Origin of the sequence: Streptomyces sp. NPDC048416 (assembly GCF_043200435.1) — a bacterium.
Classification (GTDB): Bacteria; Actinomycetota; Actinomycetes; order Streptomycetales; family Streptomycetaceae; genus Streptomyces.
On the sequence record NZ_JBICXU010000003.1, the window covers coordinates 266,648 to 282,075 of the forward strand.

Here is a 15,428-nt window from a genome sequence, read left to right on the forward strand (position 1 = left end):
GACCCCAGCACAGCAGAAGTAGCCACTGCACTAAGGGGAAGCCATGACAGCGACGACCGACGGAAGCACCGGGGCCCCGCTGCCCCGGGCCGCCGCGGCCAGTACGACCGCCGGGACGGCTCCCGGCGCGGACAAGGTGCTCGACGCCGCCCGGCTGGCCGCGGAACGCGGCGTGGAGCACCTGTTGGCGAGACAGGACGCCCAGGGCTGGTGGAAGGGCGACCTGGAGACCAACGTCACCATGGACGCCGAGGACCTGCTGCTGCGGCAGTTCCTGGGGATCCAGGACGACAGGACGCTCCGGGCCGCGGCCCTGCACATCCGGGGCGAGCAGCGTGACGACGGCACTTGGGCGACCTTCTACGGCGGACCCGGCGAACTGTCCGCCACCATCGAGGCGTACGTCGCCCTCCGGCTCGCCGGCGACCTGCCCGAGGACGCGCACATGGCCCGCGCCTCGGCGTGGATCAGGGCGAAGGGCGGAATCGCCTCGGCCCGGGTCTTCACCCGTATCTGGCTGGCCCTGTTCGGCTGGTGGAAGTGGGACGACCTGCCCGAGCTGCCGCCCGAGCTGATCTTCCTGCCGCCGTGGGTCCCGCTCAACATCTACGACTTCGGCTGCTGGGCGCGGCAGACCATCGTGCCGCTCACCGTGGTGTCGGCGAAGCGGCCGGTCCGTCCGGCGCCCTTCGCGCTCGACGAGCTGCACACCGACCCCCGGTGCCCCAACCCCGCCAAACCCCTTGACCGGGTGGCGAGTTGGAGCGGCACGTTCCAGCGGCTCGACAAGGTGCTGCACGCCTATCGCAAGGTGGCGCCGCGGGTGCTGCGCCGGGCCGCGATGCGTGGCGCGGCGCGCTGGATCATCGAGCGCCAGGAGAACGACGGCTGCTGGGGCGGCATCCAGCCCCCCGCGGTGTACTCGGTGATCGCCCTGCACCTGCTCGGCTACGACCTCGACCACCCGGTGATGCGGGCCGGCCTTGCCTCGCTCGACCGGTTCGCGGTGTGGCGCGAGGACGGTGCCCGCATGATCGAGGCGTGCCAGTCCCCGGTGTGGGACACCTGTCTGGCCGCCATCGCGCTCGCCGACGCGGGCGTCCCTGCGGACCACCCCGCCCTGGTCAAGGCGGCCGACTGGATGGTCGCCGAGGAGATCACCCGGCCCGGCGACTGGGCCGTCCGCAGGCCCCGACTGGAGCCCGGCGGTTGGGCGTTCGAGTTCCACAACGACAACTACCCGGACATCGACGACACCGCGGAGGTGATCCTGGCGCTGCGCCGGGTCAAGCATCCGCAGAGCGAGAAGGTCGAGGCGGCCATCGCGCGCGGGGTGCGCTGGAGCCTCGGCATGCAGTCGAAGAACGGCGCCTGGGCCGCGTTCGACGCGGACAACACCAGCCCCTTCCCCAACCGGCTGCCGTTCTGCGATTTCGGCGAGGTCATCGACCCGCCGTCGGCCGACGTCACCGCCCATGTCGTGGAGATGCTGGCCTACGAGGGCAAGGCCCACGATCCGCGCACCCGGCGCGGCATCGAGTGGCTGATCGCCGAACAGGAGCCCAACGGCGCCTGGTTCGGGCGCTGGGGCGTCAACTACGTATACGGGACGGGGTCGGTGGTGCCCGCGCTGGTCGCGGCCGGGATCCCCGCATCGCACCCGGCGGTCCGCCGCGCGGTGAACTGGCTGGAATCCGTGCAGAACGACGACGGCGGCTGGGGCGAGGACCTGCGCTCCTACGGCGAGACCGAATGGATGGGCCGCGGGCCCTCCACGGCCTCCCAGACCGCCTGGGCGCTGCTCGCGCTCCTCGCCGCGGGGGAGCGGGACGGCAGGGCCGCCGAGCGAGGCGTCGCCTGGCTGGCCGAGAACCAGCGCGAGGACGGCTCCTGGGACGAGCCCTACTTCACCGGGACCGGGTTCCCCTGGGACTTCTCGATCAACTACCACCTGTACCGGCAGGTGTTCCCGCTGACCGCGCTCGGTCGCTACGTCCATGGAGAACCGTTCTCTCCCAACGCCGGCAAGGGGAGTTGATGGACACACCCCAGGATCCGCGGCCCGTGCCGCTGGTGATCGCCTGTGCGCTCACCATCGAGCGCCTCGCGCTGCGCGGCGCCCGCGGAGCCGCGGGCCCGGTCACCGTGCTGCGCAGCGGCATGGGTCCCAAGGCCGCCGAACGCGCTCTGGGACGCACCCTGAGTGCGCCCGGGACACACGACGCGGCGGTCATCGCCTCAGGCTTCTGCGCCGGCCTCGTCCCCGGGATGCACCCCGGGGACCTGGTCGTCGCCGAGGAAACCCGTGATCCGCGGGGTACCACCGGCTGCGTCGACGTCGAGGTGCTGGCCACGGCGCTCGCCGCGGCGCTGCCGGGCCGCACCGTCCACACCGGCCCGCTCGCCGGGTCCGATCACGTCGTACGGGGCCCGGAGCGGGCCGGTCTGAGGGCGACCGGGGCGATCGCGGTGGACATGGAGTCCGCCGCTACGCTGTGGGCCGCCCAGCGGGCCGGACCGCGTCCGGTTGCGGCCGTCCGGGTGGTCGTGGACGCTCCAGAACATGAACTCGTCCGGATTGGCACGGTGCGCGGTGGAATATCAGCCTTCCGCGTTCTTCGTGCCGTTCTTCCCGCTTTCTTTGAATGGCACCGTTCTTTGCTGCTCCCCAGGAGGTGAGCCAGATGGCCATGCCGCTTCGCCAGTCCATCAGGGTCGGGACCTATCTCTTTGAACAGAAGTTGCGCAAGCGTGAGAAGTTCCCGCTGATCGTCGAGCTGGAACCGCTCTTCGCCTGCAACCTGAAATGTGAGGGCTGCGGAAAGATCCAGCATCCGGCCGGGATCCTGAAGCAGCGCATGCCGGTGGCCCAGGCCGTCGGAGCGGTTCTGGAATCGGGCGCCCCGATGGTCTCCATCGCGGGCGGCGAGCCGCTGATGCACCCTCAGATCGACGAAATTGTGCGGCAGTTGGTGGCCAAGAAGAAATACGTCTTCCTGTGCACCAACGCCCTGCTCATGCGTAAGAAGCTGGAGAAGTTCACGCCGTCGCCGTACTTCGCGTTCGCCGTGCACATCGACGGGCTGCGCGAGCGGCACGACGAGTCCGTGGCGAAGGAAGGCGTCTTCGACGAGGCGGTGGAGGCGATCAAGGAGGCGAAGCGACAGGGCTTCCGGGTCACCACCAACTCGACCTTCTTCAACACCGACACCCCGCAGACGATCATCGAGGTGCTCAACTTCCTCAATGACGACCTCAAGGTCGACGAGATGATGATCTCGCCCGCCTACGCCTATGAGAAGGCGCCCGACCAGGAGCACTTCCTGGGTGTCGAACAGACCCGGGAGCTCTTCAAGAAAGCGTTCTCCGGCGGCAACCGCGCACGCTGGCGGCTCAACCACTCACCGCTCTTCCTGGACTTCCTGGAGGGCAAGGCCGACTTCCCGTGCACGGCATGGGCCATCCCCAACTACTCCCTGTTCGGCTGGCAGCGGCCCTGCTACCTGATGAGCGACGGGTACGTGCCGACGTACCGGGAGCTGGTCGAGGACACCGACTGGGACAAGTACGGCCGCGGCAAGGACGACCGGTGCGCGAACTGCATGGCGCACTGCGGCTACGAGCCGACCGCCGTGCTCGCGACCATGGGGTCCCTCAAGGAATCGCTCAGGGCGGTGCGCGAGACCATTCAGGCCAACCGCGGGTGACGTCTGAGCCCCGGAGAGCCCGGCTGTCCGGGCTCCCCGGGGCTCTGCGCGTCGACGGCCCGGGGCGGGACGCGCGGCGCGCAGAGCCCCCGGGCCCGGCCGGCGGCTGTCCGGCGGGGGCGCGCGACGCCGCCCGGCCGGCTCCGCCGTGACACGGGCCCGAGGGTGAACGCGAGCCGAACAGGATCCGAAAAGCGGCGCGCAAAGGTGCTGTGGCCGACATCGGGCCCGCCCGGTCGAGAGCGCGGGACGGATCGGCGCCGCGCTCGCGGTCACGGAGAGAGCCGCCGCTGCGGCGAGAAGGAGAAGGACGCATGACCGACGGCGAGCCGAAGGGCTTCCCCGCACCGAGCCCCGAAGTCCCTCAGGGCAAGGGCTTCGACCTCACGCGACTCCTCGCCGAACGCGGCGCCGAGCGCTATGAACTGCACACCAGACACCTCAACCACCAGCTTCCCCGCATGCTGCACACCATCGGCTTCGACAAGGTGTACGAGCGGGCCGAGGGCGCCTACTTCTGGGACTCCGAAGGCAACGACTACCTCGACATGCTCGCGGGCTTCGGCGTCATGGGCCTGGGCCGGCACCATCCGGTGGTCCGCAAGGCACTGCACGACGTGCTGGACGCCTCGCTCGCCGACCTGACCCGTTTCGACTGCCAGCCCCTGCCCGGGCTGCTCGCCGAGAAGCTGCTCACGCACAGCCCGCACCTGGACCGGGTGTTCTTCGGCAACAGCGGGACCGAGGCCGTTGAGACCGCTCTCAAATTCGCCCGGTACGCGACCGGCAGGCCCAGGGTCCTCTACTGTTCGCACGCCTTCCACGGCCTGACGACCGGCTCGCTCTCGGTCAACGGCGAGTCCGGCTTCCGCGACGGGTTCGCCCCGCTGCTGCCCGACACGGCGCTCCCCCTCGGCGATCTGGCTGCGCTGGAGCGGGAGTTGAAGCGTGGCGACGTGGCCGCGCTCATCGTCGAACCGATCCAGGGCAAGGGGGTCAACGAGGCGCCGCCCGGCTATCTGCTCGCCGCGCAGGAACTGCTGCACCGGCACAAGGCGCTGCTGATCGCCGACGAGGTGCAGACCGGCCTCGGGCGCACCGGCGACTTCTACGCCTACCAGCGCGACCCGGGCGTCGAACCGGACCTGGTGTGCGTCGCGAAAGCGCTCTCAGGCGGCTATGTTCCGGTCGGAGCGACCCTCGGCAAGGAGTGGATCTTCAAGAAGGTGTACTCGTCGATGGACCGCGTCCTGGTCCACTCGGCCAGTTTCGGCTCCAACGCCCAGGCCATGGCGGCCGGCCTCGCAGTGCTGTCCGTGATGGAGGAGGAGGGGATCGTCGAGAACGCGCGCACCACCGGCGATCTGCTGCGCACCCGGCTCGCGGCCCTGATCGACCGCTACGAGCTCCTGTCGGACGTCCGGGGCCGCGGGCTCATGATCGGCATCGAGTTCGGTCGGCCGTCCTCGCTCAAGCTGCGCAGCCGCTGGACCATGCTCCAGGCCGCCCGCAAGGGGTTGTTCGCGCAGATGGTGGTCGTGCCGCTGCTCCAGAAGCACCGCATCCTCACCCAGGTCTCGGGCGACCACCTGGAAGTGATCAAGCTGATTCCGCCGCTGACCATCACGGAGCGCGAGGTCGACCGGTTCGTCGAGGCGTTCACCGCTGTCATGGACGACGCGCACGGGGGCGGCGGACTCATGTGGGACTTCGGCCGGACCCTGGTGAAACAGGCCGTCGCCAACCGCTAGGGGGTGTCTGGTGGATCATGGCCGGGGGTGCGGCGCCTGGTGCGGTGCATCGCAAGGCGCCGGAACGTCGTGATAGCGGAGCTATCGGGGCGTTTCGGCAACGCCGCGAGGTGCCGTGCCAGGCGCCGCACCCCCGGCCATGATCCACCAGACACCCCCTAGGGGCCGGCCACGGCAGGGTTTGCCTCAGAGGCAAAAGATTTGCCTCTGAGGCAACCGACTGCCTGAATGGGGTGCATGAGCACTCCTGGCGACGACGACGTCGCGGCGCTCCCGGGCGTCGCACCCCGGCTGCGCGAACTGCGCCGCCGCCGCGGCCTCACCCTGGAGGCCGCCGCCCAGCGGGCCGGCCTCTCGCCCGCGCATCTGTCCCGGCTCGAAACGGGCGCGCGTCAGCCTTCGCTGCCGATGCTGCTCGGGCTCGCCCGCATCTACGGTACGACGGTTTCGGAACTGCTCGGCGAAATGCCGCCCGAGCGCGAGCCCGTCCTGCGGGCCGGCCGCGCCGCACCGCGCGAGGCCGACGGCTGGACGTACCACCAGACCGGCGGGCCGGGGCGCGCCATGCAGGCGCTGCGCGTGGAGGTTCCGTACGGCACCCAGCGCGAACTCGTCCGCGTCCACCCCGGCGAGGAGTGGCTGTACGTCCTGACCGGCCGGCTCAGGCTGAGCCTGGGGGAGGCCACTCACGAACTCGACCCGGGTGACAGCGCGCACTTCGACTCGCTGACCCCGCACCGGATCTCGGCCGCCTCCCGCGGCGGGGCCGAATTCCTCTTCGTGCACACCCTGTTGCAGAGCCCCGATCCGCATCCGTACCACCCGCACAGCTGAGAGGACACACCAGACATGTCCGAGCCTGAGAGCGCTCCCATCGCGGCGACGCCCCGCAAGAACATCGAGGAGACCGCGGAGACCAAGTTCCCGAGGGGTCTGGTCGTCCGCCTCTTCGCCTATCTCATCGCCGGACACATCTTCGCGGGCTTCCTCTATCTGCTCTTCGAGGTCGGCGGCAAGTAGGTGCCCGTCCGGCCCCCGGCCGGAGGGCTCAGGCGGAGCCTTCCAGGAGCCGTTCACGCAGCCGCTCGCGGGTCTCGGGGGCGAGCCCCAGTCCGTCGCGGAAGTAGCGGTCGGTGGTGCCCCAGGTCGTCTCGATGGTGTCGAACGCGGCGTGCAGATAGCTCGCACGGGCGTCGAAGAGGGGGCTCAGCAGCTCCATCACCTCGTCGGACATCGCATCGGGCGACGCGCTCGTGCGGCGCACCCGGTAACGGCGGTGCGGGGCGTTGGACTTGAGGTAGTCGGCCTCGATGGCATCGCGCTCCACGCCGACCGCGAGCAGGGCCACCGCTATGGACACGCCCGCCCTGTCCTTGCCCGCCGCGCAGTGCATCAGGGCCGGCACGCTGTCGTCGGCGAGCGCGTGCAGCACCCGGCTGTGCTCGGCGGTGCGGTGGGTGATGATCTCGCGGTACGACGCGATCATCCGGTCCGCGCCCCTGCTCCCCGAGAGCGCGGACCGCAGCTCGTCGAGGTCGCCCTCGCGGACCATCTTCCAGAACTCGGCGCCGTCGGCCGGATCCGTCAGCGGGATGTTGACGTTGCGCACGCCCGGCAGTGCGACGTCGGGTCCTTCCAGCTTCTGGTCCCCGGCATTGCGGAAGTCGAAGACGGTGTGCAGGCCGAGCGTGGCGAGGAAAGCGGCGTCCGCGGCGGTGGCGTGGGCGAGGTGCCCACTGCGATAGAGCCGCCCGCCCCGCACCCGAAGGCCGTCCACGGTCGGCAGCCCGCCCACGTCACGGAAGTTGCGCACCCCCGACAGTGCGGGCTCGGCGGAGGCGGTGGGGGCCTGCGGAATCTGTTGGGTCACGGGGACTCCTGACGTCGGTCCTGGGCGGCGCGGCCTGCGCGTCTTTCGACGATACGACAAACGTTCCTGGGGCAACCATCTCCGTGCCTCCCGTACAAACGTTGCCCTCACGCGGGGCCCGGCCGGCCGACGCCCGAGGTGAGAGCGCTCTCTGGCGCTGCCGGGCTGCCGGGCTGCCGGGCCGTCGGGCCGCCGGGCCGGGCCGAGGGGTCGCCGGGTCGCAGGTTCGCAGGTTCGCCGCGTCGCCGCGTCGCCGGGCTGCCGGGCTGCCGGGTCGGGCCGCCGGGCCGCCGGGTCGCCGCATCGCCGCGCCGCCGGGTGGCCGCGTCGCCGCGCCGCCGGGTGGCCGCGTCGCCGGGCCGCCGAGCCGGTCGGCGCCGCCATCTCGCTTACGGCAGCGGGGGGTTCATCCGTGCCGGGTCCCGGCGGCGGTCTGGCGGAGGCTCGGCGGACACGTGTGACCCCGGGCGTCCATTCCTGAAAACCCGGCCCCCGCAAGAGGTTTGTTCATTCCGGTGGGATCTCTTCACCTCTTCGCCATCAAAGGCGCAAGTCCGCACATAGTCGAGAGAAAGCCTTTGCCTTGGGACTCCTGTCAACGCGTGGGGCCTGTCGGTACGTTCGTGACTGCCCCCACTCCTCGTGGTGGCAGTCTCCGAACGTCAATTTGTCATGCACTCGACGTTTCTTCGCGTCCTGTCCGATTCCCAGGACCGGGCGATCCCCCCATGGAGGAAGAACGTGCAACACATACGGACCTTCAGGTTCGGACAACGATCCGGCGCCGCCGCGCCCGCGCTGCTGTCTCTGCTCACGCTCGTCACGGCGGGTCTTCTCGCCGCGGCCCCCTCGGCCACCGCCCAGCAGGCCGGCCATCCCGCCTCCGACGTCAAGCAGTTGTGCGCCGCACAGGCCGGACTCCGCATGATGCACTGCCTCGCGCTGGAGCGTACGGACGTCCAGCAGCACAGGGGCCTCACCGCAGGCGCCGCCCCCTCCGGCCTCGGGCCCGCCGACCTCCAGAAGGCCTACAACCTTCCGGCCGGCGGTGGCGCCGGTGCGACCGTGGCGATCGTGGACGCGCAGGACGACCCGAACGCGGAGTCGGACCTCGCCGCGTACCGCTCGCAGTACGGGCTGCCCGCCTGCACCACCGCCAACGGCTGCTTCAAGAAGGCCGACCAGAACGGCGGCACCAACTACCCCACGGCGGACGCGGGTTGGGCCGGCGAGATCTCCCTCGACGTCGACATGGTCAGCGCCGTGTGCCCGCAGTGCCACATCCTGCTCGTCGAGGCCAATTCCGCGAGCATGGATGACCTGGGAACCGCGGTGAACCGCGCGGTCTCCATGGGCGCCAAGTACGTCTCCAACAGCTACGGCGGCGGTGAGGACGCGGGCGACACCACCGCAGACAGCAAGTACTTCAACCACCCCGGCGTCGCCATCACCGTCTCCTCCGGCGACAACGGCTACGGCGTCGAGTACCCGGCCGCCTCCCAGTACGTCACCGCTGTCGGCGGCACGTCGCTGAAGAAGGACAGCAGCACGCGCGGCTGGTCCGAGTCGGTCTGGGGATCGAGCGGCGGCGGTGACGGAGCCGGCTCGGGCTGCTCCGCGAACGACCCGAAGCCGTCCTGGCAGAAGGACACCGGCTGCGCCAAGCGCACCGTCGCCGACGTCTCCGCGGTCGCCGACCCGGCCACCGGCGTCGCGGTGTACGACACGTATCAGGCCGGCGGCTGGAACGTGTACGGCGGCACCAGCGCCTCCTCGCCGATCATCGCCGGCGTGTACGCCCTGGCCGGCGCCCCCAGCGCGAATGCCACCCCCTCGTCCTTCCCCTACGCCCACACCTCCGCCCTCAACGACGTCACCTCCGGCGCCAATGGTGGCTGCGGCACCTACCTGTGCGAGGCGGGCTCCGGCTACGACGGGCCGACGGGCCTCGGCACCCCGAACGGCACGGCGGCGTTCACCGGCTGACCGGCTGACCGGCTGACCCACCCGCCAATCCGCCCACCCCTCGACCCACCAACCCACCAACCCGCCAACCCGGCAGCCAACCGGACCGCTGGTTCGGGCAACCGCCGACATCCGGGGCCGTCGCATCGCGACGGCCCCTTCGGCCGTTTCCCGGTGTGACCTCCGTCCGGTACGGCGCAGGCATCGGGACGTCCGTCGTGCGGAGCGAGGGTCAAAAGCCCTTCCCGGCACGTCAGTTGTGGACGGTCGGCCGACTATTCCCGGACACGGGAAACTGACCGGGTGGTCTATATCACCCCCAGTCAACCCCTCCCTACGGTGGCGTAGGTCACTTGCGCGGGTGGAGGATGGACCCTCGTGGCAGACGATTCGAGATCATTCAGCAACGGCACGTTCGGGTCGTACACGGCGATCGGCGACAGCTTCACGGAAGGGGTCGGCGACCCCGGTCCGGACGGGACGTTCGTCGGCTGGGCGGACCGGTTCGCTGTGCTCCTCGCCGACCAGCGGCCCGAGGGCACCTTCCGCTATGCCAATCTCGCGGTGCGGGGCAAACTCCTCGACCAGATCGTCGAGGACCAGGTGCCCAGGGCCAAGGAGCTCGCTCCCGACCTGGTGAGCTTCTGCGCGGGCGGCAACGACATCATCCGTCCCGGCACCGACCCCGACGAGGTGGCCGAACGCTTCGAGCGGGCACTCGCCGACCTGAAGCCGGCGGTCGGGACCGTCATGGTGACCACCGGCTTCGACACCCGGGGCGTCACGCTCCTGCGCCATCTGCGGGGCAAGATCGCGACGTACAACGGGCATGTGCGGGCCATCGCCGACCGCTACGACTGCCCGGTGCTCGACCTGTGGTCGCTCAAGTCGGTCCAGGACCGGCGCGCCTGGGACGGTGACCGGCTGCACCTCTCCGCCGAGGGACACACCCGCGTCGCCCTTCGGGCGGCCCAGGTGCTCGGGCTCGACGTGCCGGCCGACCCGGACCAGCCCTGGCCGCCGCTGCCGCCGCGCAACACCCTGGAGGTGCGGCGCGACGACATCCACTGGGCGCGCGAGTACCTGGTGCCGTGGATCGGGCGACGGCTGCGCGGCGAGTCGTCGGGCGACGAGGTCTCCGCCAAGCGGCCCGACCTTCTGCCGCTCTGACGTGCCGTCAACTCTGACGGTCGGTCATCAGGCGTCCTAGTCCGGGGATTTGGGCGCTCAGCGGGCCAGTACCTTCGCCTCCGTCTCCGGGTCGAGACCGAGCCGGGGGCGGTCCGGGCGCTGAGGCGCGGTCCCGCCGATCGAGCGGAGCCAGGCCCAGGTGTCGGCGACCGTCTCCTCGACGGGGCGGCAGCGCAGCCCGGCAGCCACCGCCTTCGCGACCGTCGTGGCGTGGATCGTGTCGTGCAGCTCGCCCGGCGGAATCCACACCGGCAGCTGCATCCACGGCTCGATTCCGGCCGCGAGGATCGGCTCCGGGTCGGTCCAGCGCGGCACGGCCCGCCCGCCGGTGACGCGTACGCAGGCATCGAGAAGAGACCCCATGGTGGCGTGACCCACCGGGCTGACCAGGTTGTACGCGCCGCCCAGGCCGTCCTGCGCCGCGTCCAGGATCCACTGGGCGAGATCACGGCAGTCGATGTACTGCACGCCCAGGTCGCGAGGGCCCGGGGCGAGCATGTCTCCGCCGCGTGCGGCCCGGGCCAGCCACCACGGGAGCCGGCCGATGTTCTCCCACGGGCCGAGGATCAGCCCCGCCCGCACCAACAGCGCCCTGTCCTCGCCGAACTCACGGACCGCGGCCAGCTCGCCGCCCCGCTTGGCCTGCGGATAGTCCACCTCGCCCGTGGCGTCGGGCGATCCGTCCACCAGCGGCGCCCGCTCGTCCGCTTCGGGCGGCGTCGGATGGGGGTACACCGACCGGCTCGACACATAGACGTACCGCTCGGCGCGGCCGGCGAGCAGCCGGGCCGCGTCACGGACCGCGACCGGGGCGCCGGACCAGGTGTCGACGACCACGTCCCACGTGCCGTCCGCGAGCGCCGCGAGCCCGCCCTCGGCGGCGCGGTCGCCCCGGAGGGAGAGCGCCCCTGCGGGCGGCTCGTGCCGCCCGCGGTGAAAGACCGTCACCTCGTGCCCGCGGGCCAACGCCGCCTCGGTCACGGCCCGGCCCACGAATTCCGTTCCACCCAGCATCAGCAGTTTCATGGCGTCCACTGTGCCCACGGCGCGAGCCGTAAGGAACGGTTGCTTGCTGTGGGCGTAATCGACGAGGCGGACGCAGGCGCCGATGCCGGGCCCACCGCTGTACTTCCGCCTCCCGGCGGGCCGTTCGGGACACCGTCCATCGAGGGCATGCCGCACCACTGGTACGGCCGGAACGAGGTGGGTGCGCATGCCTGGGTCCCGTACGCCGGGCAGTCCGTCCGCCCCGTCGGCGAGCGGGCCCACACGGATCGGGGGCGGCGGGCCGTTGCCGTCGTCACCGCGGCGCCCACGGCTCCGGCGTGAGCATTTTCGGAAACAGAATGGCCTGAAATATCTCGTCGCGGCATGGACGCCCCTGACTCCATGGCGCAGAATCTTGCTCGCGGTCGGTCCGTGAAGATCGCGAACTTCTTTTCCTTGGGACGCTCGCCCTGTGGCAGGCGCCTTCAGTGGCACATGGTTCGCGCGGCCGTTCTCCGCTGATCAGGCGCTGGGCTGCGGCGGTTGACCACCGTGCTCAATCTCCCCTCTCCAGATCGAGGTTGCATGCGCACTAAGATATGGGGCTGCCTGTTCGGCGTGGCCTCGATGACCGCTGTCGCGCTGATCGGTGCCCCCGGCGCTCAGGCCGCTCCGCCCACCGCCTCCCACTCGGCCCACGCGACCACCATCAGCGTGGCGGCCGGCGAGAACAGTGCGACCAGGACGGTGGGCGGAAGCACCGTGACCGTCACCAGGTCAGCCCCCTCCGTCGCCGTACTCACCTGCACCGTCAGCCCCGGCAAGCCCTACCACGGCGCTGCCGGCGTGACCTCCACGGTCTGGGCCTACTGCAACAGCAACGCGGCCACTCTGACGTTCGGAACGGCCCTGTACTTCTACGGATCCAGCGTCAGCCAGAACAATGCGACCAAGCACAACTGCACATCGTGCTATGTGACCGTTACGGCGCCCTACGAGGCCGGCCAATGGAAATCGGGCGCGATTCTCGGATACTTCGACAGCACGGGGAACGGGCAGTTCACCAACGAGGCGTACAGCGCAACGGCGAGTCTGTAAGAAGTCTGCCACGGGCCGTCCCGCTCGGGCAGATCTCGCGACGGAGCCGGCTTGAGCCGTCCTCGGCGCGACAACTCCCTTGCGGCGTCGGCCCGTTGGCCCGGTCAACTCCCGTGCGGCCATCGGTCGCCGGCCACCCGGGCGTGCAGGTGCTCGTCGTGCCAGCCGTCGGCGTGCAGCAGCGCTCCGCGCATCGTGCCCTCAAGGGCGAACCCGGCCCGCTGCGCGACCCGGCACGAGGCCGGGTTCCCCACCGAGTGGGTGATCCTCAACCGGTGCAGCCCCAGCTCTTCCAGCGCCCACCGGGCGGCCCGCAACGTCGCGTCGAGCGCCGCGCCGGCGCCGCGCCCGGTCGGCAGCAGCCAGTACCCGAGTTCCGCGCTGCCACCGCGCAGGTCTAGGGGGTGTCTGGTGGATCATGGCCGGGGGTGCGGCGCCTGGCACGGCACCTCGCGGCGTTGCCGAAACGCCCCGATAGCTCCGCTATCACGACGTTCCGGCGCCTTGCGATGCACCGCACCAGGCGCCGCACCCTGACCGACCCTGATCCACCAGACACCCCCTAGGTCCGAGAGCGCCAGCAGACCCACGGCCCGGTCGTCGTCACGCAGGGAGATCGCCCAGATCGCCGCGGCCTCCTCCGTCCAGCGCTGCCCCCAGCGGGCGATTTCGCGCGGGCGGCGTCGTGCGACAGCGGCTCGACGCGGTTCCACCGCACGATGTCCGGGTCGAGGCACGAGGCCACCAGGGCGGCCGCGTCCGACTCCCGCCAGGGCCGCAGCTCACGGCCGCCGGGCAGGACGAAGGAGGGCTGTGCCGTGCGGGCCATCCGGCCGGCGGGCACCACAGGGGGTATCGGAGTGATCATCCCCGCATCATGGCAGCCGGTGCGGGGCTGATCCGGGGAAACCGGCGGACCGGGCAAGGCACCCGTGCGGCCGAAGGGGGCGATGCGGCCCCCGGGGCGAACTTCTTCGCGTGGGACTGGGGCAGGCGCCGTGCGGCCGAGGGGGACGATGCGGCCCCCCGGGGCGAACTTCTTCGCGGGGGACCGGGGGAATCCGGCCGCCCGGATCCGCGTTCCCCAGCCATGACGGCATTCGAGGCACCCCAAGAAGCGCTGCTCACCCTGCTCGCCGAGTACGACGGCGGCGTACTGGTCACCTTGAAGGGGGACGGGCGACCCCAGCTCTCCAATGTCAGTCACGCCTACTACCCCGAGGACGGCGTGATCAAGGTCTCGCTCACCGACGACCGGGCCAAGACCAGGAACCTGCGCCGCGACGCCCGGGCGAGCTACCACGTGACCAGCGACGACCGCTGGGCGTACACCGTGGTGGAGGGGACGGCCGATCTCACCCCGGTCGCCGCGGATCCGTACGACGACACGGTCGAGGAGCTGGTCGCCCTCTACCGGGACGTCCGGGGCGAACACCCCGACTGGGACGACTACCGCACGGCCATGGTGCGCGACCGGCGCCTCGTGCTGCGGCTGCGCGTGGAGCGGGCGTACGGCCTGCCGCGCCGCGGCGGGGCCTGAGCGATCGCGCCGTCCACGGTCCGCCGCCAAAGCGACGGGAGGAGGCGCGCGAGGGGGGCGCACATAATGGAGACAACCCGAACATCAGGAGGTGCCGTGACCGGCGCTGGTTCTCTGCTTCCGCTCCGCTCCAGACTTCGTGAGCTGCGGCCCGACGCGTTCGGGGCCGACGCCAAAGGGGAGCGGTGGGCCCGGATCCGCCGCTCGCCGAACTTCGCGGACGGCGTGTTCCAGAACCCCGAAGGAGCGCGCGTCGCCCCTTCGGGCTCAAGCGTGGAGTTCGCCAAACAGTTCTTCGCCAAGGAGCAGCGCGTACGCCGCGCGCCCACCGGCACCATTCCGGTCCATCCGACCACGCTCGCGGACATCGCCAAGCCACCGGCCACCGGGCTTCGCCTCACCTGGATGGGGCATTCGAGCGTCCTCGCCGAGATCGACGGACGCCGCGTGCTCTTCGACCCGGTGTGGGGCGAGCGCTGTTCCCCGTTCGCGTTCGCCGGGCCCAAGCGGCTGCACCCCGTACCGCTGCCACTGGCCGCGCTCGGCCCGGTCGACGTCGTGGTCATCTCCCACGACCACTACGACCACCTCGATCTGCCGACGATTCGCGCCCTGGCCGGGACGGGCACGGTGTTCGCGGTGCCGCTCGGTGTCGGCGCGCACCTGGAGCACTGGGGAGTCGACCCCGACCGGATCCACGAGCTCGACTGGAACGAGGCCGTGAAGGTCGAGGGAATCACCCTCACCGCGACGCCGGCCCGGCACTTCTGCGGCCGCGGCCTGCGCAACCGGCAGCACACGCTCTGGGCCTCCTGGGTGGTGGCCGGGCCCGAGCACCGGATCTACCACAGCGGCGACACGGGTTACTTCGGCGGCTTCAAGGACATCGGCGCGGAGCACGGCCCGTTCGACGCGACCATGATCCAGATCGGTGCCTACAGCGAGTTCTGGCCCGACATCCATATGACTCCTGCCGAGGGCATGCGCACCCACCTCGACCTTCAGGGCGGCGCGCCGCACGGCGTGATGATGCCGATCCACTGGGGCACGTTCAACCTCGCCCCGCATGCCTGGGCCGAGCCCGGCGAGTGGACGCGGGACGCCGCTCAGGAGGCCGAGCAGGCCGCCGCGTTCCCCCGCCCGGGGGAGCCGTTCGAGCCCGCCGGTGAGCTGCCCACCACGCCCTGGTGGCAGCCGCTGTCCGCGCCGCTGGCCCACCCGTGGCGCAGCACCGCGGCTCCGGAGGTCACGCCGATGCCGCTGGGTGAGCTGGACCTGGCGGGGGAGCGCTGAGCCGTGCCGCGCGGCTGAGCCCGCTG

At 71.1% G+C, this 15,428-nt stretch carries 14 protein-coding genes and 1 pseudogene; 12 read left to right on the plus strand and 3 right to left on the minus strand.

What is annotated here, in order from left to right; translation table 11 throughout:
- Positions 1-43: 43 nt before the first annotated feature.
- From shc to ACGFW5_RS05975, 6 genes are all read left to right on the plus strand, one after another.
- Positions 44-2,038 (plus strand): squalene--hopene cyclase, encoded by a 1,995-nt coding sequence (gene shc, locus ACGFW5_RS05950; RefSeq protein ID WP_393832949.1) that lies wholly within the window; start codon positions 44-46, stop codon positions 2,036-2,038.
- Entirely contained in the window at positions 2,038-2,679 is a 642-nt protein-coding gene (locus ACGFW5_RS05955) for a 1-hydroxy-2-methyl-2-butenyl 4-diphosphate reductase (RefSeq protein ID WP_393832950.1), read from the plus strand. The genes shc and ACGFW5_RS05955 overlap by 1 nt, the downstream gene beginning before the upstream one ends.
- Positions 2,680-2,684: 5 nt before the next feature.
- Entirely contained in the window at positions 2,685-3,707 is a 1,023-nt protein-coding gene (gene hpnH, locus ACGFW5_RS05960) for an adenosyl-hopene transferase HpnH (RefSeq protein WP_393832951.1), read from the plus strand.
- 314 nt (positions 3,708-4,021) lie between these two features.
- Entirely contained in the window at positions 4,022-5,458 is a 1,437-nt protein-coding gene (locus ACGFW5_RS05965; protein WP_393832952.1) for an aspartate aminotransferase family protein, read from the plus strand.
- A gap of 237 nt (positions 5,459-5,695) precedes the next feature.
- Positions 5,696-6,292: a helix-turn-helix domain-containing protein gene (locus ACGFW5_RS05970; protein WP_393832953.1), complete on the plus strand. Its 597-nt coding sequence runs from the start codon at positions 5,696-5,698 to the stop codon at positions 6,290-6,292.
- 15 nt (positions 6,293-6,307) lie between these two features.
- Entirely contained in the window at positions 6,308-6,478 is a 171-nt protein-coding gene (locus tag ACGFW5_RS05975) for a DUF6126 family protein (RefSeq protein WP_393832954.1), read from the plus strand.
- Between the two features lie 28 nt (positions 6,479-6,506).
- On the opposite strand, the gene ACGFW5_RS05980 is transcribed toward ACGFW5_RS05975, so the two are convergent.
- Positions 6,507-7,328 (minus strand): tyrosine-protein phosphatase, encoded by an 822-nt coding sequence (locus tag ACGFW5_RS05980; protein WP_393832955.1) that lies wholly within the window; start codon positions 7,326-7,328, stop codon positions 6,507-6,509.
- 927 nt (positions 7,329-8,255) lie between these two features.
- On the opposite strand from ACGFW5_RS05980, the gene ACGFW5_RS05985 reads away from it, so the two are divergent.
- Both ACGFW5_RS05985 and ACGFW5_RS05990 read left to right on the plus strand, forming a co-directional pair.
- Entirely contained in the window at positions 8,256-9,314 is a 1,059-nt protein-coding gene (locus ACGFW5_RS05985; protein WP_393833086.1) for a peptidase S8, read from the plus strand.
- A 357-nt stretch (positions 9,315-9,671) separates the two neighbouring features.
- Complete coding sequence (locus ACGFW5_RS05990; protein WP_393832956.1) at positions 9,672-10,463, plus strand: SGNH/GDSL hydrolase family protein; 792 nt, start codon at positions 9,672-9,674, stop codon at positions 10,461-10,463.
- A 57-nt stretch (positions 10,464-10,520) separates the two neighbouring features.
- Here ACGFW5_RS05990 and ACGFW5_RS05995 read toward each other — a convergent pair whose 3' ends face one another.
- Positions 10,521-11,510 carry an NAD-dependent epimerase/dehydratase family protein gene (locus ACGFW5_RS05995; protein WP_393832957.1) on the minus strand — a complete coding sequence of 330 codons (990 nt, stop codon included), beginning with the start codon at positions 11,508-11,510 and terminating at the stop codon, positions 10,521-10,523.
- 48 nt (positions 11,511-11,558) lie between these two features.
- Between ACGFW5_RS05995 and ACGFW5_RS06000 the strand changes: the two genes are divergently transcribed.
- Together ACGFW5_RS06000 and ACGFW5_RS06005 are read left to right on the plus strand one after the other, a co-directional pair.
- The gene (locus tag ACGFW5_RS06000; RefSeq protein WP_393832958.1) at positions 11,559-11,813 is read left to right on the plus strand and encodes a hypothetical protein; all 255 of its coding nucleotides are present in this window, start codon (positions 11,559-11,561) and stop codon (positions 11,811-11,813) included.
- 243 nt (positions 11,814-12,056) lie between these two features.
- On the plus strand, positions 12,057-12,569 hold the full coding sequence (locus ACGFW5_RS06005; RefSeq protein WP_393832959.1) for a hypothetical protein: 513 nt from the start codon (positions 12,057-12,059) through the stop codon (positions 12,567-12,569).
- 104 nt (positions 12,570-12,673) lie between these two features.
- Here ACGFW5_RS06005 and ACGFW5_RS06010 read toward each other — a convergent pair.
- Positions 12,674-12,970, minus strand: a pseudogene (locus ACGFW5_RS06010) (GNAT family N-acetyltransferase); the annotation flags it as partial.
- A gap of 689 nt (positions 12,971-13,659) precedes the next feature.
- Between ACGFW5_RS06010 and ACGFW5_RS06015 the strand changes: the two are divergent.
- Together ACGFW5_RS06015 and ACGFW5_RS06020 are read left to right on the plus strand one after the other, a co-directional pair.
- Positions 13,660-14,109: a TIGR03618 family F420-dependent PPOX class oxidoreductase gene (locus ACGFW5_RS06015; RefSeq protein WP_393832960.1), complete on the plus strand. Its 450-nt coding sequence runs from the start codon at positions 13,660-13,662 to the stop codon at positions 14,107-14,109.
- A 96-nt stretch (positions 14,110-14,205) separates the two neighbouring features.
- Entirely contained in the window at positions 14,206-15,402 is a 1,197-nt protein-coding gene (locus tag ACGFW5_RS06020) for an MBL fold metallo-hydrolase (RefSeq protein ID WP_393832961.1), read from the plus strand.
- Positions 15,403-15,428: the final 26 nt, after the last annotated feature.